This window comes from Vulcanococcus sp. Clear-D1, from assembly GCF_014654725.1.
GTDB lineage: Bacteria > Cyanobacteriota > Cyanobacteriia > PCC-6307 > Cyanobiaceae > Vulcanococcus.
Genome location: NZ_JACVZV010000033.1, coordinates 1 through 25005 on the forward strand (window position 1 = coordinate 1; position 25005 = coordinate 25005).

The following is a 25005-nucleotide window of genomic DNA, read 5'->3' on the forward strand; positions in this document are numbered from 1 at the left end:
CCAAATGCTGACAGCACCGCCAAGAGCTACCAGGGCAGACTTTTAGGCGGCCCTGGTGTTTGGCTGGATCAAGCAGTGGAGCGGACTGCGTCAGTTCAAGCTGCGCGGCACTGAGAACGTCAGCGCAGTGTTTGGTCTGCACGTGATCGCCTACAACCTGGTCCGGCTGGGCAACCTGCTCAACCCTGCAATGGAGGCCGCATGAATGGCAGGTTGCCCAGAGGTGTGGCCAGGCAGCAGCGATCAGAGAGCCAAAACAGCGCAGCAGGCCTGAAATCGGCCGCATTGAGCCCCTGAAACGTTGAAACCGAGCTCGAACGGAGCGTGATCAGCGCTCAGAAGGGAAAAGCGCGCCTTCTCAGGAGGTTTTTCAGCAAACTCCTAATAGGCCCTGATCCGAGGGCTTCTGGCCTGTCAAGCGACATTGAAAAGTGAGCCAGATCCGACACTGAAAACTGAGCCACCTGTGAGTTGAGCTGCTGGGCTGATGCCTGGGCTGTTGGGGCTGCTCGTTTGGGTTGGTTGCTGCTCATGAGCGGTTGTTCGGATGGATGGTTTCAGGTCTGCTGTTGGCGTTGGCTTGTTCAGTGCTCTGCGTCAGGACAGCTCAGCAGGCGGTGGCGGAGAGGAGCCGCCGCTGCCTGCTGAGCTGGAGCCCCCCGCCTGCGGGCGGAATAGACCGGATCGGCGCTTCTCCCTGAGCCGGTAGCTGTCGCCCCGGGTCGTCACCACATGGCTGTGGTGCAGGAGCCGATCGAGAATGGCGGCAGCGACCACCTGGTCACCGAACACCTCATCCCATTCCTCCACCGGGCGGTTGGAGCTGATCAGCACACTGCCCTGCTCGTAGCGGCGTGAGATCAACTGGAAGAACAGGTGTCCAGCCTCTGGCTCGAGGGGTAGATACCCCAGTTCATCAATGATCAGCAGCCTGGGCTTGGCGTATTGCGCCAGACGCACCTCCAGCGTTCCCTGCTGCTGGCCTTTCACCAGCGAGCCCAACAGCTCCATGGCGGTGGTGAACTGCACGGAGTAGCCACGGGTGACGGCCTCACGGCCCAGCGCCACCTCCAGATGGGTCTTGCCCACACCCGGCGGTCCGAGCAGCACCACGTTGTCGCCATTGGCCACCCAACGGCAGGTGGCCAGATCGCGAATCTTGCCGGGATCGATCGAGGGCTGCGCCTCAAATTCGAATCCCTCCAGCGTTCGCACACAGGGGAAATGGGCGATGGTCATCGCCATCGCCAGTCGGCGCTGTTCCTTGCTGGCCACCTCGGCGGCACACAGCCAGGCCAGGGCCTCGCGCAGGTTCCAGTTGCGCTGCGCTGCTTCCTCAAGCAGTCCATCGAGTTGATCGCGGATGGCGCCCAGCCGCAGGCGGCTGAGCATGGCGTCGAGGTCCTCCACCATCCGAGCGATGTCGTTGGCGTCACCGGCCGCAACCTGGGGTTGTGAGGAGGTGATCGCCCCCGTTGCCGCTGCGGTGGTTTGCGGTTGCTTGCGGCCTGCCATCAGCCCACCTCCGCCACCACAGCCGCGTAGTCGCTCAGCGGTCTGGCCAGCGCGGAGCGCCGGATGGCATCCAATGGGATCACGGCAGCACCGCCAGCATGTTGGGCCTGCGTGGCCTAGATCACCCGCTGCGGCACCAGGCGGGCCTGCTTTGCCCTTGCAACGCTAAGAGCTGCAGCAGCGGAGCCGAGTCACTCAGGCGAGCGCTCAAACCCGGCTACGCCGGGTTTGAGGTCCCCAGGGATTGACACCACTCACGATGGCGCGGGCTAACAGGCTACAATTACAAAGCAGAGGGGCTGAATTGGCAATGCAAAACACTTATGAAGGTGACACTAAAGATTTCAACAAGGCAGGCTCGTCAATTCTAGTCGGCGAAGGGGAACCTTCGCCCCCGATCGCAAAGAAAATTAAACGCTTACTTCGGAAACAAAAAATTGAGGCAGCACGTGCTCTCTTGCAAAAGATAGCGACTGGAGATGATAGCAATATCCTGCCCGAAACTCTAGCCAGAAAACTAACCTTCCTTGTCAAGCAGAAAGAGCTGCAATTACAAGACAATCCTCAGCAGAGCTTGCCTCGTATTCGAAGCTCCTCGCAGCTTGTCGCGAATGCTTATCAGCTATGTAAGAAAAATAAGCTAAAAAAGGCTACTAGACTTGTAAAAAGGATTGACATTCTGGACATCAATGAGCCTTCTGTTATTAAGAAGCTTCATTTTGTATGCAGGAAATCTTTTGACTTTCGTAGCGCATCCCAGCTAAGCCTAAGGCTGCATGATCTTTATCCTGCTAACCTTGATTACCTTGCTCAGCTTATCGAGGACCTGTTGTCGATCGCGAATTTTTCTGCATGTAGAGAGTATATCGCACGAGCTTCGGTAGAAAACCCTCGTTTTCTCAAGCTGCGGGCTCAAATAGATAATGCTGAAGCATTATGCGTCTCCCACAAAACTCGGTCAACCCAATTAAGATCATCAAGGCCCGAATGCGACGTGATCGCCATAGCATCAGACGAAGCTCCTTATCTCCCTGATTTTATTCACCACTATATTTACCTTGGATTTAAGAATATTTTTATTGGTGTAAATAATTCAACAGATGCCACTCTTGCTCTTGCCAAGAAAATCTCGCAAGCATATAGCCAAGTGCACATCTTTGATGTCGATGAATCCATGCGGCGCTTTAATCAGCGCGGAGCCTATACTGAGTTATGGGGAAAAGCGATTAGTCTCTCGACCTCAACGCACTGCATGTTTGTTGATATTGACGAGTTTTGGATTGGATCACCTTTCCCAACGACGATTTCTGATTACCTTTCACGTTATCCTGGTGCCGAAGTCTTAACATTTAATTGGGTTAACTGTTTTGAAACGCGTGAATTCTCTGCACCCTTAGATTTTGAGGATGTTGACTTGAGTGTCAAGTCAAACTGCAAATCAATCGTATCCTACAGCTCTAATATTCTGGAACTTCGATGTCATTCTCCCATTTTAGCAGCAGATACATCAGCGCCGCATTGTATTGATCCTTTAGGTTCGTTAGTCCGATCTTCATATGGCCCTATCGGCTTTACATTGCCCACGTCCTTTTCTGTTACTGCTAAAGATATTGAAACCGCGGAACTTTCCTTTGTATTTCACAGGCTCACAAGATCCGAAACGGAATATTGTTATCGTCTTTTGAAGCCTCATGCCAATCAGCTAAAAGGACATTTACAGTCCAAGAAAACCGCTCCTTTTAAGGCCAATAGATTTGGCTATAGAAATATACAGGGTTTAAGACTTCCCGATAAATCAATAAGCAAGTTGTTCCCTAGTGGAAGTATTGAAGCCTATCACAACTCTTTGTCTCAGTTTCTAGTGACGTGCGATGTCGAGAACGACTTATACGTCGCAAGAAAAGCAATCAACCACGAGGCTATCATTGAGCGCCTACAAACAATAGACCCATTGGAAATTAAGAATAGTCAAAAAATCTGGACCAAGTCGTTTAGTGATACTGTATTTATCGATTATCTTGCTGAGCGAATGCTCGCTTCTGATTCGACCACGGCTTGAGTAGGCTTGAGAGCTTCTGCCAAGGATTCAGTGATATATTCATGCAACCATAGTTTACTTTCTGACTGCATCCAAACCCATGGAATCATCCTCACACTCTTATGTTAAAGTTTTCGGAGAAAGAAACACCGGAACTAATTGGCTATGTCAACTACTCAAGGCTAATACTTCTATGACGGTGCTTGGGGATGGCGGAAAGCCAAACTTTAAGCCTAGACTAAAACATATTCTGGCATCTTACCGTATCTCCGACGCACTAGCTCTAAAGCTCATCAAGGAAAAGCTACTCGACGCGGAACGCGAACAGCACTATCCACTATACTATGGATGGAAACATGCTGCAATAGACAGCTCCCGAATATCATCGACTGAACGCTTTCACGACACACTATTTTTATGTATCGTCCGCAATCCATGGCGCTTTGTAAGCGGCCTGCACAAGAGGCCGTATAATCTTGCGCCGCCCCCAGTTAGTAGTTTATCGGATTTTGTGTCTGCCCCCCTCTTGCTGAATTATAGAGACGGCATTCCCGATCTATATGTGAGCAATCCGGTTGAAATATGGAACAAGAAAGTATCTTCGTACTACAATTTCTATGAAGATCATCCGATAAACGTCCGTGTAATCAGGTACGAAGATCTCGTCGCGAATCCAGAGATAATCAAAGACCAGCTCTCCGGCCTGACTCAATTTAAGTTTGACAGTATTAAGATTCCCAAGGACTCAACCAAATCTCATCGTGGTGACGCAAAGACCTACGACGACTACAAAAAGGAGGTTATAGCCTATGATCCTTGCGAATCTCTCGGAAGAGAACTTGCTCACAAGATCTTTTCACTGGTCGATGTTAGGTTAATGTGTCAAACCGGCTACGATAGCCTATACAATCCTATCGTCGACTAGGGGGGCCTATGAGAAGAAAAGCGAAGTCCAGTAGAAGTATTCTCCCTATTTACCTAGTGATCTTCTCTCATGTGGGTTGAAAGTATGGCCTTCATCTTTGTGTGCTAGTGAAGACAATCCCGGCTCTCATTTGAGTTTGTATACAACAAATATTGCATCGTGCTTAATACGCGTCTTGATCGCGCAAATCTTGCCGCTGGTCAAGTAGTGCATCCTGAATAAAGCCAGCGGCAACGTCTCTTTGCGTCGTTTAAATCCTGCAGTCCGATTTCCCTGATCTGAGAGTGAACAGGGATAAATCACTTGCTGTCATTCGCAAGGCGTATAGATGCTTGCATAATCTACGATAGATCGATGCAATTGACTGGTCATGTCATTCGTCATAGTGGGTACCTGGTTGTTCGCTACAGTTGAATCTAGTGCAAAGCACTTGCTCTCCTGAGTGCTCCATGTGCTCGATGGCTGCCTTTGGGATGGGGCACCCAGACTCCTTCAAGAGAGAGTAATCAGCTTATCAATTCGGGCAACAACAGCTGCACCCCCTGCATGGTAGCCGCAATATGCTAGGATATACCAAAGATAAAAAGCGTTATGACGTTAATTAGTTTTTGTGGTGTGACAAGAACTGTCCAGAACGCAAGGCAAGTCACTAAAACCCTTCTGAGAGGTATTGATTGGAAGTGTGAGCCACAATCAAGGATTGCAATCCTATCCGCAAATCAATCGGAAGCAGATAGCTTTTTGGAGTGTGCTGCGGGCACGGTCCCCGTCCAGCAAGGCAAAGTAATAACTGATGGTCGTGTCAGTTGGCCTCTAGGAGAGACTGAGGCTCTTTTGGGGGTTTTAACCCCCAATCAGAATGCTGCTTTTCTACAAAGGATATATGGCTGCAAATTAAAGCGAGAAGAGCAACTCCAGCTTATTCGCCAGTTGTCTGATTTTAATGCTGATTTATACGACAAGCCATTAAAGCTTTCAACAAGCGCTATGAAATCAAGATTGCGATTGGCTATTTCTCTCGCCTTTGATTTTGACCTTTATGTAGTACCGAAAATGCCTGCTTGGCCGTTTAGGTCCTCCAATCTTCGAGCGCAGCGGTTTAAAGCTGCTTTTGAGAAGGCTACATTTGGCAAAGCCATATTGGTGAGTAATCCAAATCCCTTTTTTCAGGATGCCTATTGTGACAAGGCTGTTGTCATCGAAAATGGTTCTCTGGCTTTGGAAGGAGATCTTTCGTTCTGTCGAGATTGGCTGAATGAACGCGTGAGTAAGTCAAGGGAATATGTTGAGATCCCTCATTTCGAGGAGCCTCTGAGTGCATGACGTTCTTATGATCCATCTTCGAACAATACTTATTAACATCTTGCTCCAAATACGCATAGTGCTTGCCTTGCAAGATAGGGATTTGCTGGAGAAGTCTGGCAAGGGAGTTATGGGGGCATTTGGAGTAATGCTTGAGCCGCTGATCTTAATTGCCACCTTGCTTTTTTTTCGCCTTGCTCTGCGTCTAAAGGGAATTGACCTTGTTAATCCGGTCATTTGGATGTCAATCGGTGTATGCCTATTCAAGCTTTTTCTGGATGTTGGCCTCAAATCACTTAGTGGTGTAAAAAAATCACAAGATGTCTTCTTTTATAGGCGAATCCGCCCGCTTGATACGATTTTGGCTTCAGCAATGGTTGCAACTCGTATCTATGGGACTGTGTTGACTCTGATAATTCTTTTGGTTTGGGCATTTACATGGCAAGTCAAGTTTGACAACCCAGGTGAAGCTGTTGTGGTTGTCTTATTTACAGTTTTGCTGGCGCTTGGTGTTGGTGTTAGTGCTTTAGTCATCGGCCACCGCTTGCCGTGGTTTAAACTCGCTGTTCGATTTGGGCTCAAGCGTCTCTTGCTTTGGACCTCCGGCGTATTCTATGCTGTTTATCTGCTCCCGGGTCCTGCTCGTCCATTCGTTACTTGGAACCCTCTTATTCATTCCGTAGAACTTTTCAGGCATTCAATAAATATCGCTTACCCTGTTCCAGGGATTTCATTGTCATACTTATCTGCTTGTGCATTGCTTACATGCGGCTTTAGTTTGTTGTTTTATTCTCTGAATGAAGATCTCTTGATTTCCGATGACTGAAAACTGTAATGCCACGCAAGCGGCGCTCCGGACACGCTCTTCTTCAATCTTCTACGGGATTACGGCTTTGCGCCAAAAAGTAAACCGCAATGCTCTCCAAGATTCCCTTACTTTCTGCAAAAACTCTGCACGGACACTGAAGCCTTGGCTTGGGATGATTTTTGTGGGCGCTTATGTTTCTGTTTCTGCTGTTTATTGTTTTTGGGTTGGGCGCGATCGCTATCAGTCGATATCTGAATTTGTAATCCGTCAACCACTTCCTCCCAATAGCTCCGGTTCATCTCTGCTGTCTCCAGCCCTTGGTAGTCCCACGATCCTTGGATCCTTGGAAGATGGTCGTTACCTGCAAGCATACCTTGGATCGTATGAATCGATGCGTCGACTTTATCCAAGTCCAGGTCGTCTCGAACTACTCTACGCACCTAACTGGACGGATCCATTCACGGGCTTGCGAAGAGGTGCTAACCGTCAACAGATTTTGCAATTTTACCAAAGGCAGCAATCTGTAGTGCCCCAAGAGCTATCAGGCTCTGTAGTTATTGCAACCAATGGCTATACGCCTCTGCAGGCACATGAGCTCAATAGATCTCTGCTCGCCGAATCGCAACGATTTGTTAACATTGTTAACCAGCGTATCAGCTCTGACCAGCTCAGGTTTGCAGAGAGTGAAGTAGTCAAGGCCCGGTTACGTCTTGATCGGGCCAATAAGTCACTTAATCTCTTTCAGGCTAGGCATGGCCAGCTGAATGCTGTTGCAGAGCAGGATGCAACGACAACCTATTTGGCGGCGCTTGAATCGAGGCTTGTTGATTTGAAGGTCCAGGAAGCCAGTCTGCGTCGTCAGTTCCGTGATCCCCAGGCTCCTGAGGTTGTCTACGTGGCCGACCAGGTTCGGGAACTGAAAGAACAGATTGCCGAGGAGCGACGTAAGGCAGTGAATCCAGGTGAAAGGGATTTGAATCGCTTGGCGATCCAAGCTCAAAATCTTCAAAATGAAGTAACATTTGCTAGCGATGCGCTGAAAGCATCGATGCTTGCAGCCGATAATAGTCGCATAGAAAGTCAACGACAGTTAAAATTCTTGATAATGTTGCGAGATCCTGTTCTCCCTTCCCAGCCTGAGAGCAGTTGGCGTTGGAAGGCTTTCCTCGCAAGTGTTGGGGGGTTAATGGTTGTGTGGGGTGTGGGCGGATTCTTGATTGGGGTTGCCAAACGCTCTTAGCCGATGATACGCAATCCTGCAAAACCATGTCATGCTATGATCATGAGTAGACTTTGTCCACCAGATGGCTTCAAAGAAGACTAAGCGACCTCGTAGTCAACTCATTTCCGCCGTCCAACAAAGTCCGGTGTCGGGCCAACCGGCTATTCCGCTTGCCGAGGCTGGTTTAGTGAAGAAAAAGCCCTTCTTAGACCTCTGCCGGCAGGCCGGATGGACTCCTCAGCACCTGCGAGAGCCAGCTGGTTCCAATCAGGAGTTCACACAACTCTTGATCAAGGAACTGGTGGCGTGCCGAGAAGCAGGAGAACTTGCGCTCACCTTGGGGTTGTGCGACGCCGCCGCTGCTCGGGGACTTAAACATTCGCGCATTGCGGCTAATCGGGAACGTGCTGTGCGCGCACAGCAGAAGTCTGAATCTGTACCTGAGACCTCTCCCACAAAAAAGCGGCCACGAGGTTCCAAGGCAGAGTCTCCCGCGAAACGGTCGAAGAGTTTGTGGAGACGCTTATCAACCGCGCTTTCACGGAATGCTCCGTCAGCGCATGAAGCTAAGCAGCGTACAAAGCCAGCAGCTCCGTCGACTTCCAGTGCAGCATTGGAGGACCAAACCTCACCTTCAAAGCGCGAGCATCAGCTTGAGTCTCTGAAGAGCGTTTGCCTGAAGAGAGGTTGGGCCCCTCAATGCCTCCAAAACGCTCCTGATGACGACCTGGCACTGAGCTGCGCTCTCGAGATGCAACGCTGTCGCCAGGCCGGACAGCATTCCTTGGTAGTCGCTCTGGCGACGGAAGCGGGGGTGCTGGGTCTCGATCATCCGAGAATTGAAGAGAATCTCAAACGATCTCGTGCTAAGGCCGTTAAGGCCAGCGTGCTGAGTCAGGCGCAAGCTCTACTCGACACAAATCCACCCTCTTGTCACGCAGCAGCCACATTGTTGGCTGATGCCTTGGTCCATGAACCTGACTCTAGTGACTACCGCAAACTGTTAGAGAAGGCTGTTCGCCTGGAGATCACAGAACGCAGTGGAGATGCACTGAGTCCCGAGATCCGTGATGCCACGGTTGATCTCCATGTTAACGAACGATTGCTTGATGCTCTCCAGCGGGTGCGAAGTTCAGATACTGCTACGGGTTGATCCCGATGCCAGCTTGATGGCATTCTGTGCTAAGTGATTTTGCCTGTCTAATAAGTTGGCTTGTTCCCGGCAAACAAGGAAGCAACGCTCGAGCTCTTCCTGTACCTGGTTCAGTTGCAAGTTTGTTAGCACGGCTTCTTCCTTGGATTCGTTCAATTGGGTAGCTAGCCTCTCTCGCTCAGCCACAATCGTATTGCTTTCTTCCTGTACCTGGTGCAGTTGCAGGTTTGTTAGCACGGCTTCTTCCTTGGATTCGTTCAATTGGGTTGCTAGCCTGTCTCGCTCTGCCGCAAGCGTATCGCGCTCTGCCGCAAGCGTATCGCGCTCTGCCGCAAGCGTATCGCGCTCTGCTGCAAGCGTATCGCGCTCGGTCTGTAGGTTGGCTCTATCACGACTACTAAGGAAGTAATGCTCGAGCTCTTCCTGAACTTCGTGGAGCTGCAGCAAAGTGAGTTCGGATTCGTCGTTGGACTCCTTTAGCTGATTAGCTAGTTTGTCTCGTTGGGCAAGTGCTTCATCTCGCTCACTATTGAATAGCTGTAATTGGCTGAGGTGTTCTGCGTGCAGCCTATTCCAGTTCTCCAAAAGTGCCTCTGGCGTACATGTGTGGAGCAGGCGTTCGAGATACGTGCTGTCTGGTTGGTGACCCACCAGCTCGGCTCGTAATTCCAGATCAAGGTAGCTTTCGAGCACATTCGGAAAATCTTCCAATATTCGGACCACCAGTTGACCATCCAGTGGTGTGATTTCTGGCTGCAGTTGCCTGTGTGCGGCCAGCTCCGCATCGATTTCGCCGTCTCCACGCAACCAAGCATTGAGCGATGCTGGATCGATCTGTTCGAGCCTCCATCCGCTGATCAATCGACTCCCAGCCGGTAGAGATACCAGGCTGGAATACGCCTTGACCAGCTCTTTCGTGGTGGGTGCACATTGCTTGCGCTGAATCCAGCTTGCTAACAGTCGATCAGGGCTGTCATAGATCCACAGGTCAATCGACTGATCGTCTGGAGTCCCTTCAACAACCTCAGCATCGCTTAGTCGTTGCTCGAGGCCGCTGAGGAGCGGGTATGGGGCGTACCAGTGCAGCATTAGTCGTCCTCCAAGATGGATAGATACTAGGATGTCAACGAGTCTTTTTCGCGCTTGGGTGGATCACTTGATCTCGGTTGTCGTTGGTGCTCCCAGTCTGGCTAGCCATTTGCCGATCGGCCCTGTTCTTGTCATCGATGCAAAGGCCAGCCGTTTTGAGGTGCTTCGCGCCAGCGGTGCTGACGATCTGTCGTGCGCTGAAGCCGTACTGACTGAACAGACCGATGAGCTCGTGCAGTGGCATTGCTACGCCGATCATCGTTTGGATGGAGTTCTGCCAGTCGATCAGTTGCGGACTGTCTTCCCCAATATTACAGACCCTGAGATCGTGACGTTCTCCGGTCAGCGACTTGATGGCCTCCTCGATGCATGGCAGCAAGAGCTCACTTCGTTTCGAGCGACGACTCCCCTCTTACAGCTGATTGTGCGTCAGGGCAGCCCACTCGCAGCATTGGGTGGTCTTGGCCTCTGGGAGCGGCGCTTGCAGCGCGTAAGATTGATTGGATTCGCGGCAGATCAGCTGTGGCGACCAGTACTGGAGTCATGGTTGCATGAGAGAGGATTTGCGTCGGTGGCTGATCAGCCGTTCGCTTGGGAGCGAGATCCTTTGGTCCTTTCGAGATTGGAGTGTCAAGAGTTGATTCTCGAGCGCAATCAAATGGAGCGCCGCGTAATGGACCTTGAGAATCGTATGGCTCACATCAATCAAGAGCTTGATGAAATCACGGCGATGCTTGATGGTTCAGAATATTTAGTTGCTGCAACTCCTGAAGGTTCTTCTTGATTTCTTGGTTGAATGGTTTTCCATGGCTCGCAAGCTCTAGAAGCGCGATGCACTCTGAAATCCTGCCGTTTGTGCACCCTTTTAATGTAAGCGCACATGCCCTGAAAAGTTTTGCATTTGTGTTGGTTTTGTCGGATTGGAGAACTGCGTAAAAGGTCCGATGTATGAGTTCAGATGTGTTACCACTCCAGGATTGAATTTCACCCTGTTCGGTGAGCCACTCTGATAGCTTAGAATATATATTGTCGTCTAGACTGTTAAGCCACGCTGTAAGGGTTGTGGCTGCCTGCGATTGGTTGTCTGGTGGTCTCGATGCAGTCGTGAGCAGGTCCTTGGATTTGATGTACTCAATATCCTGCAGGTCGAGGTAGTCGAAAAACAAGTGTTTATCGATCCTGGGCGTGTCGACAAAAAGTTTCGCCAGGAGATTGATGAGTCGCCGTCTTGTGCGACTCAGGGCCGCATCCCCAAACTGTAGTGGACTGGTTTGGTTTAGGTGAAACAGTATCTTGGTCGCGGCTCCACTCAGGGATTCATTGCGCCGCTTCAGCCTGATTTGGTTAAAGTCAAGACCAGCGATTGTGCAAAAATCTTGTACCACGCAGCCATTGTGCAAAGCCTGCCTATCAAATGAGCGAATGTAGACGTTTTCTGAGCCTAGTACCTGTTCCCAGATGCCAATTCTGGCCTCGATATGTTGGCTGATTCGACTAGGGACCTGCTTGCATCCGCCTTTGACCAGCTGTTGAAATGCGCTGGCTGCATAGTCGAGGGGGTCTCGCACATAGGCTACTGCGATGATCTGCTTGCAGTTCTTGCGCAAGAATCCAACCAACGCATTGGCATCAGGCTGGCTCAGATGGCTGATGTCTTCCCCTGAAAAAATGATCGTGTCGTGGCTAGGTCTGGATAGCTGAAGCTCAAGTTTGCGAAGAGTTTGCTCTTTGGTTTCTCTGATGTGCTCGCGGCTGGCGCCTTGTCTAGTCCAAATATGATAATGAGCTGAATTGTGGGAGAACGCGGTGTACAGAGGAATGCTGTGATTGATCCAGCCTAGGTCGGCGTAGAAGCGAGTGCCGTCGTCGTAACCCTCCAATGAAGCTTGAATAGAGCTGCTGCCAGTTTTGTGCAGGCCGATATGCAGAATGGCCTTTTCAAGCATGGTTATCCGGCTGGTCTTGTGCAGCATGGTAAACCAGGTGTTCCTGGATCTTGCAAGCTAGATCTGGGTTGTGACGTCTTACGACTTGATGCCAATCGCTGATGTCTTGGCCTGTGGGATTATCGCGTAGAAGGCTCACCTTAATGAAGGGGAATCCTTGCTCTTCAATTAACTGCCTCCAGTCAAAGTGGAGGATATTGCCATTGGCATTCTGGCTATAAAGGCTGGCGAGGGTGAACCCACTCTTGTGGAGATGCACCGGCAGTCCGACTTCGCATTGTTTCACAAGATCACGCTTGGTCGGCCAGACTTGTAGATTTTCCCAGAAGTTGGTGAATGCCTCGCTTTGGATCACTGGATGGCGATAGACCATGAATGCCGATTGCAGATGTGGTTGGTAGAGCAGATTGTCTGTGAGGCCGACCACATCGGCTTTGCAGCTCTGAAGGCGCTGGAAGAGTGGTTCCAACGGGAGAACTGGACCGTAGAAGCTGTCGTTGGTGAGGATTAACTCGCGGCAGTTTGGCAAGTCGTCGGCGCAAAACCTGAGGGCGCTCATCCAACTGCCGAAGTCATAGCCCTCATTGCGGCGAATCAGCACAATTGAACAGAGGCGCTGGAGCTGCCGCATGGCCCTAGGTTGTTGGAGTAGGGCGGGAGTCGCGCCAACAAAGATCAAGTCAGCATGAGCTCGATAGGCTTGAAGCAAGGGAAGTAAATCTCCCCTTAGCCGTCCATCTTCGCTGAACTGGGCGAACACCAGGAGTGGACGACTGGGCTTTGGTCGATAAAGCGGATCTCGCCAGCTGTACAGCAGCTGCTCTCTTACCCTGCCGATGGGTTGTACTGCTTCACCTCGCAGTTCGTACTGGGTTGTGCTTGGTAACAGCAAGGTGCTGGTTAGCGGATCGCCATTGGCGTAATGGTCGGCGTGGTGATGACGTAGTAATCCTTGCTCGCGCGCATGGCGAGCCAAGCGTATGCCACTTAGATCCTTGCCGCGGCTGACTGATTCATGGTGGATCAGCTTCGGATCTGGGGTGACCACAATGCTCCCACCCGCGCGCCGAAGCCTGAGGCAGAGGTCAACGTCGTTGAAGGTGATTTCGAATTCTTCATTAAAACCGCCGATGGCGTCAAACATGTCGGCTCTAACCAGCAGGCACGCTGCTGATGCAGCGCTGAATTCCTCCTGAACCAGCAAAGGTGTGAGCATCTGGAGAAGGGCTTGTTCTGCTATGTACTTTCCAGGCTCCCGGAGGCATCCGCGCTCGCCGCTTGTGAGAATTACTCCCTGATGTTGAATGCTCCCATCGGGATAAAGCAATCTGGCTCCTACTGCTGCGGTCTTGGAGTAGGCGAATGGATCCAAGAGCCGTGCCAACACATTTGGGCCTGCGAACTCGACATCGTTGTTCAGCAATAAGAGATGGCTTCCGCGACAGTGTGGGCGAGCTAGATTGTTGAGGCGGGCGTAGTTAAATGGTATGGGAAGGCGTAGGATCTCAACGTCTGGCAGTTCACGTTGCTCTTCTATCCAGCTTAGGGTTGATGCATGCTCGCTGCCGTTGTCGATCAAGATCAATTCGTGAGGTACATCTCCAGCGAAGCGGCGAATTGAGCTCACGCACGCTTTGGTGAGCTCCAGCCCATCACGAAACGGGATCAGGATCGAGATCAGAACATCTTCTGGCGGCTTGAATGCCAGGCGTAAGCACCCCCGCAGAGTGGGGTGCAGTTCCATTCGACCACCAGGCGCGAGCAAAGTGCCTGCTTGTCGCGAAGCAATTTGGAGAATCTCTTTGCAATGGCTTTCCTGAATCGCAAGGCGATCACGCGGTGTCGCCACATCCGGAATGTTGGGATTGGTTCGCAGGTTGCGCGTGAGTAACGCCTCTGAATAGTGGCCAAGTGGTTCTTCTCGCTGGGCCAGCTGCAGTGCGAGGTGTAGTAGCAGTGCATGTAAACAGCTGACGTGCTCAGGTAGTTGAACGCTTTTCATGGCGCTTGCCCGCAGGCTCACGAGCCCCCCCAGCGCTCCACGGGTGAGGAGGCGTAACGGAGTTGGCGCTACCCGGCATTGCCGGTTCCCCGCCGGTGCCGCATCATCGATGGCCCACTGGAGGAGCTCGTCGCTGCTGATTAGGGCCGCATTGGGTTGGGTGGCTGCGGCGACAGCTATGCGTCCACACGCGTGTGTATCGAGCTTGTCGCTGACATGGCAGAAGCTCACTAGAGCCTCGTCTGTCAGCTCGGCCAGTGACTCCTTTACTTGAGATAGCTGGCCTGGCATAACGCCGATGACCTTTGACCAGCCACCGCAAGCGGCCTGTCGTTGGGCACTTGCTTGATCTGCATCCAAGACCACCAGCAGTTGGTTCAAGCTCTCCTGAGATTGGCTGGGTATTTTGTGCTGGTCGTGGTTATCAGGTGTAGGCAGGAACCGGTCAAGCACCTTGCTCGGGGAAACGCCGCTGCGAAAGAGCTGCCAGCCCCTGCTGGCAAGGTGGCTGAGTGCACTCAGACCCTGTTGGCGAGAGAAGTTTCGTTCTGTTGCCCTCAGTTGCGCTGCGTAAGCGGTAAGGGCGACTGGTGGGATGTCGCTGTAGAGGGATGCTTGGCCTGTGAGGATTAATGAGAAGAGCGGACTGGATATGAGTGCATCCGGATCGGCGAGATCCGGATGGGCCGCCAATAGTGCTGTGTTATTGATTCCGGAGTTGGCGGGTTGCCAATGATCGGGCGCGGCTAGGAGTTGAGCCGGCAGCAAGGATGGATGGAGGTATTCAACCGGTATCTGGGGGCAGATGGGTGTCAGCAGCTCCCTCCACTCAGCTGCCGAGATCGGCAGGCGGCGATGCCGTTGCAGCAGTCTGATTAAGAGCTCAGGCTCGCCGTCTCGTTGCCTAGCGAGAGCGCGCGAGATGCGCTTTCGCGCTTGATCAGCATCCAGAGAAGCAGTCGCCAATGCCAATGATGGTGCAACCCTTTTCACCATAGTCTAGGTCGTATGGCTGACGCGGTCTGGACAGATCCTTGATTCACCAGTGATTCAGCCGACTGACTTATTGGGTTGTTTGTCTGGAGGGTTAATCGGCGCTGGATGTCTCATGTTGTCCAGTTGGCAGGCTGAAAAATGATTTTCTTCCACATTGACCCCGCCTGCAAACTCCTGTCCAAATGCCCCACGAACGCTGCTGACGCACCAAGTCGTAGTGTGCGCTACGTTCTGCAATCATTGCCTTGGTTCATGATAAATGTTCGCTAGTAGTAATGCACTTGCCAAAAGTGTAGATCAGCACTGGCGATCCAGGAGTCTGAGCGCCAGCAGATTGGACGGTCCCGAGGGAAATTTGAGTCGCCTCGGCGTAGCGAGGTCGCGCCCAACTTGACCACTCCAAAGCACGCCAGTATCAATAGCGTTTCATCCGTGGAATCACGGTCCCCATCTCACCGTCCCAGCGCACTTCGATCCGCTCTCTAACGCAGCCGCATGCCCACGCCCCCGCGATTGGCCCACAGTTCTTCCAGCCGTGCCCGTTAGCGGGCGCCCATGGTCTCGAAGGACAAGCGCGCTCGATAGGAGGCCAACACTGGAGGGGCTCGGCTGGGTCTGGAGTGTGTGGGTCCGCCGGAATAGCCAGACGTCCCGCCGCTATCTGCCGGCAGGGCTCTGCCGCATGCTCCAAATCCGGTTCTGCGCAGCTGTGGCCATCAGCGGCAGGGATACGCACCCCGGGGGATCGGAGCCGGCCACCAGCAGCTCGAGTGAATCCGGCTACACAAGCTGAGCTTCATGTCAGAGAGATGCCATCCAGCGAATTGGCCCGGGGTATCAGGCCAACTGTTGATCTGCGGTGATCAACAGCATCGCCTCGGCTTTGGCCTGAGCCAGAAGCAGGCGATCGAAGGGGTCGCGGTGCAGCAGCGGCAGGTCGGCGACGGCAGTAACATGATTAGTCAGAAGGGGCAGTTCCTGCCAGCCCGCATCCAAGAGTGCACGCCTTAGCAGGGCAGGCTGCACATCGAAGCCGGCGCGATTCAGCCCGGCTTTGATCACCAGCTCCCAGAGGCTGGCCACACTGAACAACGGGATCTGAGCAGGGTCCTCGAGCATGGGGCGAGGCCGGGCGGCAACCGTTCCGGTGACCCCATGGCTCACATGAGCTAGTGGGTATCGAGCAGCAGTTGCACAGGGGTTCAGAGGCCTTCAAACAGCTCGGCGAGGTCGCCGCTGCTTAGGCGATCGAAATCATCAGGAACCGAGCAATGGCCCTGCAGCAGCCCGAGCCGCCGAAGCGGTGAAGGCGCCGCAATGAGCTCTGAGAGAGGCGACACGCGCACCATGGGCCTGCCGGCCTTGCAGATCACGAAGCCTTGGCCAGCTGCAGCTTCCTCCACCAAGCGGGAGAGGTGGGTCTTGGCCTCGTGCATGTTGACTTGGCGCATCACCAGCACCCGTAGCACTGGTTCAACTTAGTCGACCAAGAGGGTGGGCGAGCCACGGCTGTGGCGCTGAGCTCATGCTCACAAAGGGATTGGCTGGTTGTCTAGCTGTCCATCCGCTTGAACGATGATCTGCGCACCATGCGCGCTTGAAGATGTCAGCACGGCTGACGTGGTCACGCCTGGCGAGCTCATCGAAGTCTCTGGCGCGTTGCTCGTTGAGAACAACGTCGAATCGGGGGGGGGACTTGGGTGTGGCCATCAGTTGCGGGGTGCCAGCGGTCCGCGTGACTCGACCAGACGGATTTCACCCGGATGGGTCCGGAACAGTTCTGGTTGAACCGATCCGAACCTGGCAGGCACCTGCCAATGTGGCCTGGGCCAGCGAAGCCACAGGCTGTGGGTGCCACAACCCACTTCACGACTTGCTGCAGGGCTCTAGCCCAGCGGGCCCACTGAAATCAAGAAGCGCGTCCGTGGTGACCTCCAGCAGCTCGAGCGGAAGGGGCCTGGACGCGGGCGATGGCGGCTTCGTTCAGGAATCTATAGCGCAGGTTGAGCAGGCGCAGGGCGACAGCAGCGGCCCCGGCGGCGCGCCCGCGAGCTTCGCCTGCTTCGATTCACTACTGGGCCCAACGGGTGTGGCGCAGGTGATCGGTGGGGATGTTGATCAAGGCCATGATTTCCTCGTGAGTGAGATGGGGAAACCGCTCCCCCAGGATAGAGACAACGATCTGGAGCAGGTCGGGGCGTGGCTGCAGGATCCGATCAGTGGCATTGAAGATGTCGGTTTTGGGCAGCACCGGCAGGGTGAGCAGACTGACCAACGGATCAAGCCCTGGCTGCTGGCCGAGCTCGTCCAAGCTGAGCCAGTTCACATCGTTAAGGAACGTTTGCAGCTGACGTGGCAGTTGGCCAGGGCCAAGCTTGAGCCGACGGTGGGGCACCTGCGTGTGCAGCTGGGCAAAAGCGAAAGCTCTGGGCTGCCAGCCGGTGCTTGAACCCCAGCCTGCTCTGCATTTGCACTTCCAGCAGCGCCACAGGCTGCTCGGGGGCTCCGTTCTCGTTGCCCCGCGCCCAAAGCACTCCATCGAGGTGGTGGTTCACCGCTTTGAGCTCCGACGCATCAAAGCGGTAGAGCGCATCGCCAGGCGCATCCGCCCCAAGACTGGCTGCAGCAACAGCTGGCAACAACAGCGTGATCAGATCGGGCGCGCTCTGAAACAGGCCATAGAACCAGTGATCAGTTTTCAACGCTCAGCCTCCAGCCACGCAAGGCGCCACGAAGAGCGCCATATCCCAATCACTCACTAGTGCGCCAATATCAGTCGCGGTGTGTCCGAGTAATTACCGCCCCCGAGTTCACAGCCCCGCCGGACTCCGGTCCGCCCGCCAGCGCAGCCGCTTACCCACGCTCTCGCGCTCAGCCCACAACTCGTCCAGCCGCGCCCGGTAGCAGGCTCCCACCGACGCAAACGAAAACCGCTCCCGATAGCCAGCCAACACCGCCGGATCCCGGCTGGGGTCGGCAGCGAACGGATCCCGAGCGATCGCCAACCGCCGCGCCGCCACCTGGCGGCACAGCTCCGCCGCATGCTCCAGATCCGGTTCCGCCCAGCTGTGCCCATCGGCGTAGGGATACGCGCCCCGGGGAATCGGAGCCGACCGCCAGCGCACGGGATGCGCCAGCGGACCTGTGCAGAAATCCGTGTTCCCCCCGAAATCCGTGGCGATCACATCCACACCCAGCTGCAGGGCTTCTGCCATCCCCCGCCCGAACCCCTCCGAGCGGTGCAGCGACAGAAACACATCACAGCAGCCGTACAGCGCCAGCAACTCCTCCCGAGGCAGGCTTTCGGCGATTAACACGATCCGGGCGTCCTCCGCGGCGCGGGCCTGCAGCCACTCCCACTCAGCGCTGAAACCCCGGGGCGGGAAGGTTTTGATCAGCAGCGCCACCTGCTCCGAAAGGGGATGGTCGTTGCACTCCCGCCCGTAGGTGACCGGCAGGTGCGGCAGGGGGAAGGCCAGCTGGAACGCCTCCAGCGCCGCCATCGGGTTCTTGCGGATGGCGGTGGAGTTGAGATCGAAGCCATAGCCGAACAGCACTGCGTCGCCGGGCAGACCGTGGCGCGCCCGCGCAGCGACGCGAGCCGAAGCACCGCAGAACCGTTCAGGCTCAGTGATCTCCGCCGCCATCTGTATCACCTGCAGGGTCAAGCAAGCGTCAGCGGCGGGGGCAGCCAGCGCGGCGGCCGTGAAGCGGCTGGAGGGCCAGAGCTCATCGGCTACGTGCAGCAACGGCATCCAGGCCTCAGGCCACTGCTGCGTTTCCCAGGGCCAGCTGCTGAGGGTGTAGCGCTCGCGCAGGGGATCACAGCCGTTCTGGCGTAGCCAACGCGCCTGGATCGGGGCCGCCAGGCACACCAGATTGAAGGCAAAGGGACCACCGGCGGGATCGCTGCAGAGCAGTGGCTCCAGGCTGCGATCGCTGCAGGCAGAACCGTTGGCGGCGGGGTGGTGAATCACGCAGCAGGGCACACCGGCGGCCTGCAGGGCGCGGGCGGCCATCCGCACGTCTTCCCCGATGCCGAACACCTCGAAGGCATGGCCGATCAGGTTCACCCCGAAGGGCCGCTCCCGGAAGGGCCTCTCCAGCGCTGGCGCCACCTCAAGGCCGGCGGGTTGCCAGCGGCAGCGTTTCGTCTGCGGCGGCGGGGGCGGTTCGCTTTGGAGCCAGGTGTGCCGCAGCTGCTGCAATGCCGCCGGGGCCAGCCAGGGCATGGCCTGGTCCACGATCTCCTGGAGATGCTCAGCCAGGCTCTGGCCCTTGGGCAACGCTGCGATGCCGAGCTGCAGTTCCAGGGCGTAGTTGTGCAGCCGCTTGGCATCGGCGGATCCGAAGTGGCGGGCTAACAGCTTTGTGGCCTCCAACGCCACTTGAGCCCGCTGTTGGCTGGTGATCGTGGCGCTATGGAGGCGGGTGCGGCCCTGCAGGTGGGGCAGGTAACCGATGCGGTGGGGGAAGGCGGCGAAGGCGCGCAGCCAATAGTCGAAATCGAAGGCGGTGCGCCACTGCGCATCGAAGCCCCCGAGCAATACGCCCATCGCGCGGCGGAACACCACAGTGGGCTGGCAGATGAAGCAATGGGAGCGGAAGCCGCCTAGCCTTAAGGATGATGGGAGGGTGGGGTAGCGCTGGGTGTTGCCTGTGTCGTCGTTGAATTCTTCGCCTTCCCCGTAAACCATCAGCCACTCGGGATGGGCGTTGAGGGCCGCCACGGCGCGGGCCAGAGCACCCGGCGGAGAGAGGTCGTCGGCATTCAGCCAGCCGATCAGGGTGCCGCGGGCGGCGCGGAAGGCCTGGTTGAGTGCGTCTGCAGGGCCGGTATCGGCACGGCTCACGATGCGCAGACGCGAATCTTTAGCTGCCAGAGCCTCAAGAGTTTGCAGGCTGTCATCGCTGGAGCCGCCATCGGCCACCAGCAGCTCCAGGCACTCCGGCTGCGCGAGCACCGAGGCCACCGCCGCCTGCAGATACTGGCCTGCATTGCGGCAGGGCATCAACACGGAGACGCAGGCGCTGGGCAACCGCTCTTGCTGCAGACCATTCACCAGTGAGGCCATCACAGTCGGGTCGAGGAAGCGGCACCTGCGACCAGATCAGCCTGCCCATCAGAGCTGTAGCAGGCGCCGATCACAATGGAGGCCTCCAGGAGAGACGCAGCTGAGAGCAACCGCTCGCTTGCTCGACGATCTCTTCGTTGAAGCTGTAGCGGTCAATCACCGTCAGCCTTGGCAAACCACTGTTGTTGTAGCTCAGGGTCATGTCTGCGGGTCTGTCGTCGTGGCTGGCCTGATGCCCACTGGTCAACCGGGCCTGTGCCTTCAGGTGGTGCATACGCTCTTTCAGGGCCACAGCCAAGCCCAAAACAAGCTCTCCGAAACGTAGCTGCCGCTCGCTGTTGGGAGACGCGTGAGATTCTGGGGGGGCACTCACCGCAGCGAGCAGGGCACCTCGCCATGGACCTGTGGTGGTGTTTTGCCGGCGCTGGGTTACCTGGGATGGGCAGCCCTCAGGCACCAGCAAGCCACAATGCTCCAGCTTCCAGCACGATTATCAGGTGCAGGAACTGCAGGAGCTTGCCCTGCGCAGCTGGCAGGCCAGCGGTGCGCAGGTGATTCGACACGCCATGCCTGCGGATGCGCCCCATCAGGTGCCCCTGCCGGCCAAGGTGATCCTGCAGCTGCGTGCAGCCCGTTGGGTGATTTCAATCGATGACGACGACTGGCTGGCGCCTGATCTGATCAACGCTCTGGAAGACCCAGCCATCAGCCGAGCCTGGCTGGCCACATGGCCATCACAGCTGATCTACATCCACCCTGATCAGCACCGCTGCACAGACCCGTTTGCAATCCTCCCGGAAACGCAAGCAAGCACCTGTCCAAAGCTGGTGAGAAGCAGCTATGCGCTATCCAGCCACATGATCCGACGCTTGAGCGATCAGGAGCTGGAGCTGGCGTTGATGCAGCACGGTGAAGCCAGCCGCTGGCGACAACAGATCCCCAGAGGTCTGCGCTGGGAGAGCAGCATCTGCCACGCCGTACACCTCCGGCATCAGGCGACGGCGGGTTCAACGTTTTATGGATCGTTGGACCTGAGGCTGGGGAACTTCGCTGGCCGTCGCTCGGGATTCGTGAGAGCGAATTGGGCCACGAAGCTGCTTCAGGAGCTCGATGCAATGCACCTAGAGCTCACGGGCGGCCACTGAGCAACGGCTTACAGATCCGCAAGGCCGCCTGCCAACGAATCTGCAGGCGTTCCGCCGGAGCGTCGTCGTTGATGCGGATCGGCACAGAACGGGAGGGCTCTGCTGGGCTGGTGGCCGCACCCTCCACAGGGGCATCCGGCAACTGCTGACGGGTGCGGGCGCTGAGCACAGCCATCGGGTCGCGCGGAAAGGCGCGCACATCCGGAACAAAACCAGGCAAGCCATAGCTCTGCCAGAGCTGCTGCCCGGCGCCCTGTATCGCCTGCAGCGGGGAGGGTCTGCAACGAGGGCTTCCAGTCGATCCGGTTGCGCGGGAACTACTACTTCTGTTTCGCGCACGAACAGTGGGATTCACTTCTGCAATGGACTGAGCTCCTCAATCAACACCGCCAGAGCCTCACTCAGCTGGAGCCTGTTGCGGGCGGTGTCTGCGAGGAGGAATCGGCATTGAGCAACAAGGCATCGAGCCTGGATTCGAGCTCGGCGAGCCGCTTGTCCTCTTGCTCGAGCAGCTTCAAGCGCTTCTCGCTCTCTTGCAGCCGCTTCTCGCTCTCGAGCGATGCGATCCTCAATCTCTCGGTTTCTTGCTCGATGTCGTAAACGGGACGCCAGTTCAACATCGCCAACAAGCGCCGCCAGGGCGGCAAAGTGGAGACCCATTCCGATCTGGTGAGCGGTCTTGAGGCTGGCGAAGCGGAGGAGATTGTCATCGCCGTAGTTCGTGGTGAACGAAATCAGGAGCAGCAGTGCGCCAGCCAGGAGTGTTGACCAGCCTTGACGGTCAAGCAGCCGCGGCGGCGGCAGATCGGACGGTGCCGAGGGAACTTCGACTGGCATCACCGTAGCGAGACCGCACCCGACTCGACTACTCAACAGTACGTCAGTACCAGGTCTGGTGCATCCGTGGATTCGCGGATCCACAGGCGCCATCTCTCGCAGCACCCCCGGCTCCAAGCCGGGCAACAAGCTCACACCCGCCACGGGCGATCCCCGAGCAGCACCCCACAGATCCGCAAGGCCGCCTGCCAGCGAGTCTGCAGGCGTTCAGCAGGAGCTTTGTCGCCGATGCGGATCAGCACAGCACGGGAGGGCTCGGCGGTCTGGAGGCTCCGGCGCACACGCAGCGGCAGCTCGGCCGGGCTGGTGGCCGCCACCTGCACAGGAGCATCCGGCAACTGCTGACGGGCGCGGGCTCTGAGCACAGCCATCGGGTCGCGCAGAAAGGCGCGCACATCCGGCACAAAACCAGGCAAGCCATAGCGCTGCCAGAGCTGCTGCCCGGCCGCCTGCATCGCCTGCAGGCGAGGGAGATCGGCAGCGAGCGCTTCCAGGCGCCCGGGCAATGCGGCCACGGCCTCCTCTGTTTCAGGCACGAACAGCGCCGCCTGTTGCCACAGCTCGGCATCACCGGGCAGCCAGAGATGATCCGCAAGGATCACCGGGATGGCGCCATAGCCGAGTGCCTCCCAGAGGCGGATCGCATTGGGGCCGGAGCCGGATGGACACAAGGCAAACACGCTGCGCTGCACGGTCCTGATTGGGCGGCTGACCAATCCACCTGCTCGCGCTACACAGCCTGTTCGTGGTGCCACTCGGCGCGATGGGCAGGGGCTGCCGGTGCACAGCGTCGAAGTGGCGCACAAAGCAAACTTGGTGAACCAGGTCTGGGAGCTGGTGTTGCAGCAGCCGGCGGGGGGGCAAAGAGAGAGTGGTGCTCCTCTTGCGGCCACCATGGGATGACGCCTGCCAAGGGAGCCTGGGCCAGCGTGGCCTCAGGGGCTGGGGGCCGAAACCCACCTCACGAACTGCAGCCTGCCTTGAGCCCAGCGCTCAGACGGTGTGCTGAGCCAGCCACCGCGTCAGATCAGCGGGGCCGCCGAAATCCAGGAGCGCCTCGGTGAGGGCCTCCAGCTGCTCCAGCGGCATGGCCTGGATGCGGGCGGTGGTGGCTTCGCTCAGGGGGCCGCAGAGCAGGTTGAGCTGGCGGAGCGCCAGCTTGGCTTCTCCTAGGGCTTCGCCCTCCTGGCGGCCGCGTGCTTCTCCGCGTGCTTCTCCGCGAGCTTCGCCTTCCGCCATCCAATCCTGGGCGAGACGGGTGTGGCGCAGGTGATCGGTGGGGAGATTGATCAAGGCCATGATTTCCTCGCGAGTGAGATGGGGAAACCGCTCCCCCAGGATAGAGAGAACAGCCACGACAAGATCTGGTCGTGGTTGGAGGATCTGATCGGTGGCGCCGGGAATCTCAGGCTTGGGCAGCACCGGCAGCGTGAGCAGGCTGACCAGGGGATCAAGCCCAGGCCGCTGGCCGAGCTCTTCCAGGCTGAGCCAGTGCACACCCTCAACGAACCCCTTCAACTGACGGGGCAGCCGATCAGGCCCCAGGTTGAGCCGCCGGTGGGGCACCACAACCACCACCTCCAGGTGCAAAACCTCCGGATGCAACTGGAGAAAGCGAAAGCTCTGGGCTGCCAGTCGGTGCTTGAAGCCCGGCTTGCCCTGCATCTGCGCCTCCAGCAGCACCACAGGCTGCTCAGGCGTGCCGCGCTCATTACCCCGCGGCCAGAGGACGCCATCGAGGCGGTGATTCACTGCTTTGAGCTCAGGCGCTTCAAATCGATAGAGCGCATCACCCGGAGCATCGAGCCCAAGACTGGCCGCAGCAACACCCGGCAACAACAGCGTGATCAGATCAGGCGCGCTCTGGAACAGGCCGTAGAACCAATGATCCGTCTTCACGGCCCAACCCCCGATCGCCGGCGCCATTCACAACCAACAACCACAACGGCCGCCCACGAGCAACCACCGCATAGTACGCCCGTATTATCTGAGTGCCCGCAGCGGGCTCAGCGCGCCAGCCAGGCCCCGCCTTCGGCGGGCACCGCCAATCACTCCACCCCTTGCTCCAACCCAGGCGACAAACTCAACACCCGCCACGGGCGATCCCCGAGCAACGACCCACAGATCCGCAAAGCCGCCTGCCAGCGAATCTGCCGGCGTTCAGCAGGAGCATTGTCGCCGATGCGGATCAGCACAGAACGGGAGGGCTCGGCGTTCAGGAGGCTCCGGCGCACACGCAGCGGCAGCTCGGCCGGGCTGGTGGCCGCCACCTGCACAGGAGCATCCGGCAACTGCTGACGGGCGCGGGCGCTGAGCACAGCCATCGGGTCGCGCAGAAAGGCGCACACATCCATCGCAAAGCCGGGCAAGCCATAGCGCTGCCAGAGCTGCTGCCCAGCCGCCTGCATCGCCTGCAGGCGAGGGTGATCGGCAGCGAGCGCTTCCAGGCGCCCGGGCAATGCGGCCACGGCCTCCTCTGCTTCAGGCACGAACAGCGCCGCCTGTTGCCACAGCTCGGCGTTACCGGGTAGCCAGAGATGGTCCGCAAGGATCACCGGGGTAGCGCCGTAGCCGAGCGCCTCCCAGAGGCGGATCGAGTTGGGGCCGGAGCCGGATGGAACAAGGCAAACACGCTGCTGTACACGGTCCTGGTTGGCCGGCTGGGCCAGCCCCTGTTCGCGATCCACCGTCAGAGGACAGAGGAAGGCGAAGCGCTCAAGAGGCGGGACGCATCGCGAGCTGGCGTAGCCGCTGCAACGCTTCTGCCATGGCAGCAAGGTTGCCTGTCTGCTGGGCGAGCTCTGCTTCTAGAGCCTTCACCCGTTCAGCCTGCTGATCACGGGCCTGCTTGACCTCCGCCGCCTGGGCGCTCTGCGCTGAGAGCTGTTGCTTCAGCTCCTCCGCTGCCTTGGCTGCCTCCGCCTTCTCTGTTTCTAGAGCCTTCACCCGTTC

At 56.7% G+C, this 25005-nt stretch carries 24 protein-coding genes and 1 pseudogene; 10 read left to right on the top strand and 15 right to left on the bottom strand.

Annotated elements, in window-relative coordinates; all coding sequences use genetic code 11:
• Positions 1–55: 55 nt before the first annotated feature.
• Positions 56–205: pseudogene (locus H9532_RS12830) on the top strand (transposase); the annotation flags it as partial.
• Between the two features lie 392 nt (positions 206–597).
• Here the strand turns inward: H9532_RS12830 and istB are convergent.
• Positions 598–1515 (bottom strand): IS21-like element helper ATPase IstB, encoded by a 918-nt coding sequence (istB, locus tag H9532_RS12835; RefSeq protein WP_296369150.1) that lies wholly within the window; start codon positions 1513–1515, stop codon positions 598–600.
• Between the two features lie 244 nt (positions 1516–1759).
• On the opposite strand from istB, the gene H9532_RS12840 reads away from it, so the two are divergent.
• The 6 genes from H9532_RS12840 to H9532_RS12865 all read left to right on the top strand — a co-directional run bounded on the left by H9532_RS12840 (position 1760) and on the right by H9532_RS12865 (position 8963).
• A complete protein-coding gene (locus H9532_RS12840) occupies positions 1760–3574 on the top strand; it encodes a glycosyltransferase family 2 protein (protein ID WP_296369152.1) in 1815 nt (604 codons plus the stop codon).
• A gap of 79 nt (positions 3575–3653) precedes the next feature.
• Positions 3654–4478 (top strand): hypothetical protein, encoded by an 825-nt coding sequence (locus H9532_RS12845; RefSeq protein WP_296369154.1) that lies wholly within the window; start codon positions 3654–3656, stop codon positions 4476–4478.
• 591 nt (positions 4479–5069) lie between these two features.
• Entirely contained in the window at positions 5070–5801 is a 732-nt protein-coding gene (locus tag H9532_RS12850; RefSeq protein ID WP_296369156.1) for a hypothetical protein, read from the top strand.
• Positions 5794–6606: a hypothetical protein gene (locus H9532_RS12855; RefSeq protein ID WP_296369157.1), complete on the top strand. Its 813-nt coding sequence runs from the start codon at positions 5794–5796 to the stop codon at positions 6604–6606. The genes H9532_RS12850 and H9532_RS12855 overlap by 8 nt, the downstream gene beginning before the upstream one ends.
• Positions 6599–7828 (top strand): sugar ABC transporter, encoded by a 1230-nt coding sequence (locus tag H9532_RS12860; RefSeq protein ID WP_296369158.1) that lies wholly within the window; start codon positions 6599–6601, stop codon positions 7826–7828. The genes H9532_RS12855 and H9532_RS12860 overlap by 8 nt, the downstream gene beginning before the upstream one ends.
• A 766-nt stretch (positions 7829–8594) precedes the next feature.
• Positions 8595–8963, top strand: a complete 369-nt coding sequence (locus H9532_RS12865; protein ID WP_296369160.1) for a hypothetical protein — start codon at positions 8595–8597, stop codon at positions 8961–8963.
• Here the strand turns inward: H9532_RS12865 and H9532_RS12870 are convergent.
• Entirely contained in the window at positions 8943–10052 is a 1110-nt protein-coding gene (locus H9532_RS12870) for a hypothetical protein (RefSeq protein ID WP_296369162.1), read from the bottom strand. The two genes, H9532_RS12865 and H9532_RS12870, sit on opposite strands and share 21 nt — an antisense overlap.
• Before the next feature lie 58 nt (positions 10053–10110).
• On the opposite strand from H9532_RS12870, the gene H9532_RS12875 reads away from it, so the two are divergent.
• Entirely contained in the window at positions 10111–10836 is a 726-nt protein-coding gene (locus tag H9532_RS12875; protein ID WP_296369164.1) for a hypothetical protein, read from the top strand.
• On the opposite strand, the gene H9532_RS12880 is transcribed toward H9532_RS12875, so the two are convergent.
• The 4 genes from H9532_RS12880 to H9532_RS12895 all read right to left on the bottom strand — a co-directional run bounded on the left by H9532_RS12880 (position 10775) and on the right by H9532_RS12895 (position 16432).
• Positions 10775–12025 carry a hypothetical protein gene (locus H9532_RS12880; protein WP_296369166.1) on the bottom strand — a complete coding sequence of 417 codons (1251 nt, stop codon included), beginning with the start codon at positions 12023–12025 and terminating at the stop codon, positions 10775–10777. The genes H9532_RS12875 and H9532_RS12880 overlap by 62 nt on opposite strands.
• Entirely contained in the window at positions 11991–14996 is a 3006-nt protein-coding gene (locus tag H9532_RS12885; RefSeq protein WP_296369168.1) for a rhamnan synthesis F family protein, read from the bottom strand. Before H9532_RS12885 ends, H9532_RS12880 begins: the two co-directional genes overlap by 35 nt.
• A gap of 837 nt (positions 14997–15833) precedes the next feature.
• A complete protein-coding gene (locus tag H9532_RS12890) occupies positions 15834–16115 on the bottom strand; it encodes a type II toxin-antitoxin system VapC family toxin (RefSeq protein WP_296369170.1) in 282 nt (93 codons plus the stop codon).
• An 83-nt stretch (positions 16116–16198) separates the two neighbouring features.
• Positions 16199–16432 (bottom strand): type II toxin-antitoxin system prevent-host-death family antitoxin, encoded by a 234-nt coding sequence (locus H9532_RS12895; RefSeq protein WP_366664572.1) that lies wholly within the window; start codon positions 16430–16432, stop codon positions 16199–16201.
• Positions 16433–16923: 491 nt separating this feature from the next.
• On the opposite strand from H9532_RS12895, the gene H9532_RS12900 reads away from it, so the two are divergent.
• On the top strand, positions 16924–17445 hold the full coding sequence (locus tag H9532_RS12900; protein ID WP_296369173.1) for a hypothetical protein: 522 nt from the start codon (positions 16924–16926) through the stop codon (positions 17443–17445).
• Here H9532_RS12900 and H9532_RS16075 read toward each other — a convergent pair.
• From H9532_RS16075 to H9532_RS12910, 3 genes are all read right to left on the bottom strand, one after another.
• Complete coding sequence (locus H9532_RS16075; RefSeq protein ID WP_366664573.1) at positions 17327–17698, bottom strand: DUF2887 domain-containing protein; 372 nt, start codon at positions 17696–17698, stop codon at positions 17327–17329. The two genes, H9532_RS12900 and H9532_RS16075, sit on opposite strands and share 119 nt — an antisense overlap.
• A 108-nt stretch (positions 17699–17806) precedes the next feature.
• Positions 17807–20071: a glycosyltransferase gene (locus H9532_RS12905; RefSeq protein WP_296369175.1), complete on the bottom strand. Its 2265-nt coding sequence runs from the start codon at positions 20069–20071 to the stop codon at positions 17807–17809.
• A 70-nt stretch (positions 20072–20141) separates the two neighbouring features.
• A complete protein-coding gene (locus tag H9532_RS12910; protein WP_296369177.1) occupies positions 20142–20369 on the bottom strand; it encodes a hypothetical protein in 228 nt (75 codons plus the stop codon).
• Positions 20370–20568: 199 nt separating this feature from the next.
• Between H9532_RS12910 and H9532_RS12915 the strand changes: the two genes are divergently transcribed.
• Positions 20569–21216, top strand: a complete 648-nt coding sequence (locus H9532_RS12915) for a hypothetical protein (RefSeq protein ID WP_296369179.1) — start codon at positions 20569–20571, stop codon at positions 21214–21216.
• Here the strand turns inward: H9532_RS12915 and H9532_RS12920 are convergent.
• From H9532_RS12920 to H9532_RS12945, 6 genes are all read right to left on the bottom strand, one after another.
• Complete coding sequence (locus tag H9532_RS12920; RefSeq protein WP_296369181.1) at positions 21200–21436, bottom strand: hypothetical protein; 237 nt, start codon at positions 21434–21436, stop codon at positions 21200–21202. The two genes, H9532_RS12915 and H9532_RS12920, sit on opposite strands and share 17 nt — an antisense overlap.
• 181 nt (positions 21437–21617) lie before the next feature.
• On the bottom strand, positions 21618–21788 hold the full coding sequence (locus H9532_RS12925) for a hypothetical protein (RefSeq protein WP_296369182.1): 171 nt from the start codon (positions 21786–21788) through the stop codon (positions 21618–21620).
• 396 nt (positions 21789–22184) lie between these two features.
• Positions 22185–22745 carry an exostosin family protein gene (locus H9532_RS12930; protein ID WP_296369183.1) on the bottom strand — a complete coding sequence of 187 codons (561 nt, stop codon included), beginning with the start codon at positions 22743–22745 and terminating at the stop codon, positions 22185–22187.
• 301 nt (positions 22746–23046) lie between these two features.
• The gene (locus H9532_RS12935; protein ID WP_296369186.1) at positions 23047–23952 is read right to left on the bottom strand and encodes a DUF2887 domain-containing protein; all 906 of its coding nucleotides are present in this window, start codon (positions 23950–23952) and stop codon (positions 23047–23049) included.
• A 149-nt stretch (positions 23953–24101) separates the two neighbouring features.
• Positions 24102–24740, bottom strand: coding sequence for a hypothetical protein (locus H9532_RS12940; protein ID WP_296369188.1), 639 nt, complete (start codon positions 24738–24740; stop codon positions 24102–24104).
• Between the two features lie 28 nt (positions 24741–24768).
• A partial coding sequence (locus H9532_RS12945) for a hypothetical protein (protein ID WP_296369190.1) occupies positions 24769–25005 on the bottom strand: 237 nt, incomplete at its 5' end.